This is a genomic window from Nocardioides sp. (assembly GCF_034670285.1).
GTDB lineage: Bacteria > Actinomycetota > Actinomycetes > Propionibacteriales > Nocardioidaceae > Nocardioides.
The window spans coordinates 1-5969 of sequence record NZ_JAXMNS010000236.1; the positions used below are offsets into that span (position 1 = coordinate 1).

The following is a 5969-nucleotide window of genomic DNA, read 5'->3' on the forward strand; positions in this document are numbered from 1 at the left end:
GGGTCGGTCAGGGCGCTACCGTGCCTCACATGAGCCCCGACGTCGACGTCCTGCTGGAGCGAGCCCGCACCTGGGCGGACCAGGATCCCGATCTGCAGACCCGCGCCGAGCTGGAGCAGGTCATCGCTGACGTGGTCGCCCAGTCGGAGGGCGCCGCCGCCGACCTGGCTGATCGCTTCCGCGGCACGCTCCAGTTCGGCACCGCCGGCCTGCGCGGTGCCCTCGGTGCCGGTCCCAACCGGATGAACCGCGTCGTCCTGCAGCGTGCGGCCGCCGGACTGGCCGCCTACCTCCACGAGCAGGGCCACGCCGAGGCCGGCGGCCACGGTGCCTCGGTCGTGATCGGCTACGACGCCCGGCACAACTCCGACGTCTTCGCGCGCGACACCGCCGAGGTGATGACCGGGGCCGGCTTCACGGCCTGGCTGATGCCGCGTGCCCTGCCCACTCCCCTGCTGGCCTTCGCGATCCGCGAGCTCGGCTCGGTCGCCGGGATCATGGTGACCGCGAGCCACAACCCGCCTGCCGACAACGGCTACAAGGTCTACCTCGGCGACGGCAGCCAGATCGTCTCGCCGGCCGACACCGACATCGCCCGCCACATCGCGGCCGTCGGAGCACTCGACGCCATCCCCCGCGGCTCGGGCGGCACCGTCCTCGGCGAGGACATCATCGACCACTACCTCGACACCGTCGCCGGACTCGCCGGCGACGGTCCGCGCGACCTCGAGATCGTCTACACGCCCCTGCACGGCGTCGGCGGCACGTCGGTCACGCAGGTGCTGGAGACCGCCGGCTTCTCGGCCCCGCAGGTGGTCGCCGAGCAGGAGCAGCCCGACCCGGACTTCCCCACGGTCGGCTTCCCCAACCCCGAGGAGCCCGGGGCGATGGACCTCGCCCTGGCGCTCGCCGAGCGCACGGGCGCCGACCTGGTGGTCGCCAACGACCCGGACGCCGACCGGTGCGCCGCCGCGGTGCCCGGACCGACCGGCTGGCAGATGCTGCGCGGCGACGAGGTCGGGGCCCTGCTCGCCCACCGACTCCTCAGCTCGGGCAAGGAAGGTGTCTACGCCACGTCGATCGTGTCGTCCTCGCTGCTCGGCAAGCTCGCCGAGGCCGCGGGCCAGCCGCACGCCGAGACCCTCACCGGCTTCAAGTGGATCTCGCGCATCGAGGGCCTGGCCTACGGCTACGAGGAGGCACTGGGCTACTGCGTCGACCCCGAGCACGTCCGCGACAAGGACGGCGTCTCCGCACTGCTCGTGCTCTGCGAGCTCGCTGCCGAGCTCAAGGCCGAGGGCCGCGACCTCCGCGACCTGCTCGACGACATCGCCACCGAGCACGGTCTCCACGCGACCGACCAGGTGTCGGTGCGCGTCGAGGACCTGTCGATCATCTCCGACGCGATGCAGAAGCTGCGCGCCCAGCCGCCCGCCAGCCTGGGCGGCTTCGACGTCCTGGCCGCCGAGGACCTCGCCGAGGGAGCCGGCGGCCTGCCGCCGACCGACGGACTGCGCTACCGCCTGGCCGAGGGCGCTCGGGTCATCGTGCGTCCGAGCGGCACCGAGCCCAAGATCAAGTGCTACCTCGAGGTCGTCGTGCCGGTCGAGCCCGCGGGTGGCGTGCCGGCGGCACGGATCGTGGCAGCGGGGCGGCTGGACGCGATCGGTGCCGACATCCGGGCCGCCGCCGGTCTCTGATCAGAGGGCGATCAGGACCACGGCTGCGACCAGCGACGTCGCCAGGACCGCGATCTCAGCGATCGCCGGACGTCGGTCGATCCCCTCGGCCAGCCTGGCCTGATCGGTCGAGCGCGCCTTGACGCCCTCACGGGCGAGGGCATCGGCGACCCTGGCCCGCAGCCGCTCCTCGACGAAGAGTCCGAACGACGTCTTGGGGTTCTCGGGCTTCTCGGGTGCAGTCGGGAACGCCGGCAGCATCCCCATCATCCCGCCGTGGCCCCCACCGGAGCCCTTGAAGCCGTCCTTGACGAGCTGGCGTCGGGTCCGCCCGACCGCCGGCGAGGTGTAGCGCTTGTCACCGGCGAAGACCTCCAGGACCTGTCGCACGGTGAGCGACTCGATCGCGGCGAGCGGAACGGTGTCGGTGCTGAGCATGTTGCGCAGCACGATGTCACGAGGGCCGAGCTCGAGCCGCGGACGGAGCAGTGCTGCCCAGGCGAGGGCCCCGAAGAAGACGCACAGCGCGACCGTGGCGTACGACGGCTCCTCGCTGCGGGTCAGCACCATCACCGCGGTCACGGCGGCAGCGATCACGCCCACGGCACCGAGGACGCGGCTCGAGGTCTGACTGAACTGCTGCACCTCGTCGTCGGTCTCGATCGGGTCACCCATCGCCACGCCACGTCTCCCTGCGATCTTCATATTGCAACTTTCCACTCCAGGACCTCACGAGCCTATGCTGACCGCCATGCCCACCCACGCGACGGCCGACCCGACCGACTTCTCCGACGTCACTCGGTCCGAAGCCTCCCTGACCCGCTTCCTGCATGGTCTGCCCGGTGTCGACCAGGTCGGCGCCGATGCGCGCGCCGCGTCCCTGTCGACCCGCTCGATCAAGACCACCGCGAAGGCGCAGGCGCTCGACCTCGCGATCACCATGGTCGACCTCACCACGCTCGAGGGTCAGGACACCCCCGGCAAGGTGCGCGCGCTCGCCGCGAAGGCGATGCGCCCCGACCCGGCCGACGCCACGTGCCCCTCGGCTGCCGCGGTCTGCGTCTATCCCGACCTGGTCGCGACCGCCAAGGAGGTGCTCGGCGACTCCGGCGTCAACATCGCCGCGGTGGCCACCGCCTTCCCCAGCGGCCGCGCCGCCCTCGACATCAAGCTCGCCGACACCCGCGACGCCGTCGAGGCCGGCGCCGACGAGATCGACATGGTCATCGACCGTGGCGCGTTCCTCTCGGGTCGCTACCTCCAGGTGTTCGACGAGATCGTCGCCGTCCGAGAGGCCTGCGCGCGTGAGGACGGCGAGGACGCCCACCTCAAGGTGATCTTCGAGACCGGCGAGCTGCAGACCTACGACAACGTCCGTCGCGTCTCGTGGCTGGCGATGATGGCCGGCGCCCACTTCATCAAGACCTCGACCGGCAAGGTGCAGCCCGCCGCGACCCTGCCCGTCACCATGATCATGCTCGAGGCGGTCCGCGACTTCCGGGCTGCCACCGGACAGATGGTCGGCGTCAAGCCCGCCGGCGGCATCCGCACCGCTAAGGACGCCATCAAGTACCTCGTGACCGTCAACGAGGTGGCCGGCTCCGACTGGCTGGACCCTGACTGGTTCCGCTTCGGCGCCTCCACGCTGCTCAACGACCTGCTCATGCAGCGCACCAAGCTCACCACCGGCCGCTACTCCGGCCCCGACTACTTCACCCTGGACTGAGGCGCCCTCTGATGAGCATGGAATTCACGTACGCACCGGCACCGGAGTCGCGCAGCATCGTCGACCTGAAGGCCTCCTACGGGCTCTTCATCGACGGTGAGTTCGTCGACGGTCACGGCGCCTCCTTCAAGACCATCAGCCCGGCCACCGAGGAGGTCCTCGCCGAGGTCGCCGAGGCCGACCAGGCCGACGTCGACGCCGCGGTCAAGGCCGCCCGCCGCGCCTACACCCGCGTCTGGTCGCGGATGCCCGGCAGCGAGCGCGCGAAGTACCTCTACCGGATCGCGCGGATCATCCAGGAGCGCAGCCGCGAGCTCGCCGTGCTGGAGACCCTCGACAACGGCAAGCCGATCAAGGAGGCGCGCGACGTCGACATCCCCGTCGTCGCCGCGCACTTCTTCTACTACGCCGGCTGGGCCGACAAGCTCGAGCACGCCGGCTACGGCACCAACCCGCAGCCGCTCGGCGTCGCCGCGCAGATCATCCCGTGGAACTTCCCGCTGCTCATGCTGGCGTGGAAGATCGCACCCGCGCTGGCCTGCGGCAACACCGTCGTGCTCAAGCCTGCCGAGACCACGCCGCTGACCGCGCTGCTCTTCGCCGAGATCTGCCAGCAGGCCGACCTCCCGCCGGGCGTCGTCAACATCGTCACCGGCGCCGGTGCCACCGGCCAGGCCATGGTCGAGCACCCCGACGTCGACAAGATCGCCTTCACCGGCTCGACCGCCGTCGGCAAGGCGATCGCCCGCAGCATCGCCGGCACCGACAAGCGCGCCACCCTCGAGCTCGGCGGCAAGGCCGCCAACATCGTCTTCGACGACGCCCCGCTCGACCAGGCCGTCGAGGGCATCGTCAACGGCATCTTCTTCAACCAGGGCCACGTCTGCTGCGCGGGCTCGCGCCTGCTGGTGCAGGAGTCCGTCGCCGACGAGCTGCTCGAGCGGCTCAAGCGCCGGATGTCGACGCTGCGCCTCGGCGACCCGCTCGACAAGAACACCGACATCGGTGCCATCAACTCCGCCGAGCAGCTGGCCCGCATCCGCGAGCTCAGCGACATCGGCGAGTCCGAGGGTGCCGACCGCTGGGCCCCCGAGTGCGAGCTGCCGACCCAGGGGTTCTGGTTCCCCCCGACGCTCTTCACCGGCGTCACCCAGGCCCACCGCATCGCTCGCGAGGAGGTCTTCGGACCGGTCCTGTCGGTGCTCACCTTCCGCACGCCCTCCGAGGCGGTCGAGAAGGCCAACAACACGCCGTACGGCCTGTCGGCGGGGGTGTGGACCGAGAAGGGTTCGCGCATCCTGCACATGGCCGGCGCACTGCGCGCCGGCGTGGTGTGGGCCAACACGTTCAACAAGTTCGACCCGACGAGCCCCTTCGGAGGGTTCAAGGAGTCCGGCTACGGCCGCGAAGGTGGCCGCCAGGGCCTCTCGGCCTACCTGAAGGGGGCCAGCTGACATGGCTGCACGCATCGACGTCCGCAAGACCTACAAGCTCTACATCGGCGGGGCCTTCCCCCGCTCGGAGTCGGGCTACTCCTACCTCGTCAACGACGCGAAGGGACGATTCGTGGCCAACGCCGCCCTGGCTTCCCGCAAGGACGCCCGCGACGCCGTCGTCGCCGCCCGCAAGGCGTTCGGCTCCTGGTCGGGTCGCACCGCCTACAACCGGGCGCAGATCCTCTACCGCGTCGCCGAGGTCATGGAGGACCGTCGTCCGCAGTTCGTCGCGGCGCTCCAGCAGTCCGAGGGCCTCACGACCGCGCGTGCCAACGCTGCACTCGACGCCGCGATCGACCGTCTGGTCTGGTACGCCGGCTGGGCCGACAAGCTCACCCAGGTCGTCGGCAACGCCAACCCGGTGGCCGGCCCGTTCTTCAACCTGAGCACCCCCGAGCCGACCGGCGTCGTCGCCGTCCTCGCCCCGCAGGAGTCCTCGCTGCTGGGTCTGGTCTCGGTCATCGCCCCGGTCATCGTCACCGGCAACACGGTGGTGGTGGTGTCGTCCTACGACCGCCCGCTCCCGGCTGTCACGTTCGCCGAGGTGCTCGCCACCTCCGACGTGCCCGGCGGAGTGGTCAACCTGCTCACGGGCTCGGCCGCGGCGATCTCGCCGTGGCTCGCCTCGCACATGGACGTCAACGCGATCGACCTCGTCGGCCTCGCCGGCACCGAGGGCGCAGCCGAGCTCGCCACCGACCTCGAGGTCGCCGCCGCCGACAACCTCAAGCGCGTGCGCCGAGCCCCGGCCACGGAGCCCGACTGGACCGCTGCCCCGGCCTTGGACACGATGACCGACTTCATCGAGATCAAGACCGTGTGGCACCCGATGGGCGTCTGACCCAACGGTGCCCGACCAGGTCGACGGACTCTCTGGGGCCGCTCAGGTGATCGTCATCGCCGGGCCCAGCGGGTCCGGCAAGTCACGTCTTGCCGCACGCGCCGGACTCCCGGTGCTGCGGCTCGACGACTTCTACAAGGACGGCGACGACCCGTCACTCCCCCGGATCTCCGAGGGACGGGCCAACGCGGGCCTCGCCGACTGGGACGACCCTGCGTCGTGGCTGC

General features: G+C 70.9%; 5 protein-coding genes and 1 pseudogene. 5 read left to right on the forward strand and 1 reads right to left on the reverse strand.

Features of this window, described 5'->3' with window-relative positions; all coding sequences use genetic code 11:
- Positions 1–29 precede the first annotated feature (29 nt).
- A complete protein-coding gene (locus tag VOI19_RS12415; RefSeq protein ID WP_323793275.1) occupies positions 30–1700 on the forward strand; it encodes a phospho-sugar mutase in 1671 nt (556 codons plus the stop codon).
- Here VOI19_RS12415 and VOI19_RS12420 read toward each other — a convergent pair whose 3' ends face one another.
- Positions 1701–2384, reverse strand: coding sequence for a hypothetical protein (locus VOI19_RS12420; RefSeq protein ID WP_323793276.1), 684 nt, complete (start codon positions 2382–2384; stop codon positions 1701–1703).
- 46 nt (positions 2385–2430) lie between these two features.
- Between VOI19_RS12420 and deoC the strand changes: the two genes are divergently transcribed.
- The 4 genes and pseudogenes from deoC to VOI19_RS12440 all read left to right on the forward strand — a co-directional run.
- Positions 2431–3405: a deoxyribose-phosphate aldolase gene (gene deoC / locus VOI19_RS12425; protein WP_323793277.1), complete on the forward strand. Its 975-nt coding sequence runs from the start codon at positions 2431–2433 to the stop codon at positions 3403–3405.
- Positions 3406–3416: 11 nt separating this feature from the next.
- A complete protein-coding gene (locus VOI19_RS12430) occupies positions 3417–4859 on the forward strand; it encodes an aldehyde dehydrogenase family protein (protein WP_323793278.1) in 1443 nt (480 codons plus the stop codon).
- Position 4860: 1 nt separating this feature from the next.
- Complete coding sequence (locus VOI19_RS12435) at positions 4861–5742, forward strand: aldehyde dehydrogenase family protein (RefSeq protein ID WP_323793279.1); 882 nt, start codon at positions 4861–4863, stop codon at positions 5740–5742.
- Between the two features lie 7 nt (positions 5743–5749).
- A pseudogene (locus VOI19_RS12440) lies at positions 5750–5969 on the forward strand (hypothetical protein); the annotation flags it as partial.

What these genes read in the sequence shown, in the direction of transcription:
- deoC (WP_323793277.1), top strand. Translation starts at nt 2,431, where the DNA reads ATGCCCACCCACGCGACGGCCGACCCGACCGACTTCTCCGACGTCACT.
- VOI19_RS12430 (WP_323793278.1), top strand. Translation starts at nt 3,417, where the DNA reads ATGAGCATGGAATTCACGTACGCACCGGCACCGGAGTCGCGCAGCATC.
- VOI19_RS12435 (WP_323793279.1), top strand. Translation starts at nt 4,861, where the DNA reads ATGGCTGCACGCATCGACGTCCGCAAGACCTACAAGCTCTACATCGGC.
- VOI19_RS12415 (WP_323793275.1), top strand. Translation starts at nt 30, where the DNA reads ATGAGCCCCGACGTCGACGTCCTGCTGGAGCGAGCCCGCACCTGGGCG.
- VOI19_RS12420 (WP_323793276.1), bottom strand. Translation starts at nt 2,384, where the DNA reads ATGAAGATCGCAGGGAGACGTGGCGTGGCGATGGGTGACCCGATCGAG.